Annotated in this window: 1 tRNA gene and 1 rRNA gene; both read left to right on the top strand. The window is 38.7% G+C overall.

Annotated elements, in window-relative coordinates:
- The first annotated feature begins 139 nt into the window (after positions 1 to 139).
- Positions 140 to 255: ribosomal RNA gene (rrf, locus tag C6Y07_RS18780) — 5S ribosomal RNA — on the top strand.
- A gap of 542 nt (positions 256 to 797) precedes the next feature.
- Positions 798 to 873 (top strand) — tRNA-Val (locus C6Y07_RS18775).
- Positions 874 to 923: the final 50 nt, after the last annotated feature.

Below are 923 nucleotides of genomic sequence, written 5' to 3'. Positions count from 1 at the left end.
ATCAGGTTGATAGGTCTGAGGTGGAAGCGTGGTGACACGTGGAGCTGACAGATACTAATAGATCGAGGACTTAACCTATATTCTAATGTGAAGTTTGAACATTGTTATCTAGTTTTGAGAGAACATTCTCTCCATCAGGTTTGGTGGCGATAGCGAAGAGGTCACACCCGTTCCCATACCGAACACGGAAGTTAAGCTCTTCAGCGCCGATGGTAGTTGGGGGTCTCCCCCTGTGAGAGTAGGACGCCGCCAAGCTCTTCTAAGGATCAGTTCCATACGGAACTGGTCTTTTTGTGTTGCTTGAGAGGATATTTTTTTGATTGCACTTGTTTGATGAACGTGCGGCACTCCAACTCATTTACAAGTATGTGAGACATTTTAAATCAAAAAGATAGAACGTTCATCATATTATAAATCCTTGTTATGAAAAAACTAGTAGAGAGATAGAGTATTAGATTATAGAAGGGGACTGTATCAATCTTTATAGTTAACTCTATTCTAATATCTATAAAAACTGCACCTAAAGTTTGATTCCAAGGAATACCTATACCATGAAAGCATAAAAATAATAGGCTGCTGATATTTCTGAAGGAATTGACCGTTTTTAAAGAGAATATAGAGAGGAGAACTTCAGCTGATAAACGTTGAATGACAGCAGTTTGAATGGAGAAAATGAGGATCATTTGCTAAAAGAAATACCAATGAAAATTGAAATAAAATTTTTTTAATATAGCCTTTACAAATGATGAAAACCTGTATATAATAATCTTTGTCGGATCGAGAGATTCCTACATAGTGGAGGATTAGCTCAGCTGGGAGAGCATCTGCCTTACAAGCAGAGGGTCGGCGGTTCGAGCCCGTCATCCTCCACCATATTTATTCTTACATAATGTTAGGATAGATAAAGCCGGTGTAGCTCAACT

Source organism: Bacillus sp. LNXM12-1 (genome assembly GCF_003004375.1).
Lineage (GTDB): Bacteria > Bacillota > Bacilli > Bacillales > Bacillaceae > Bacillus.
Note: the sequence above shows the minus strand (reverse complement) of the source record. Positions and strands in the feature narration are given on the sequence as shown.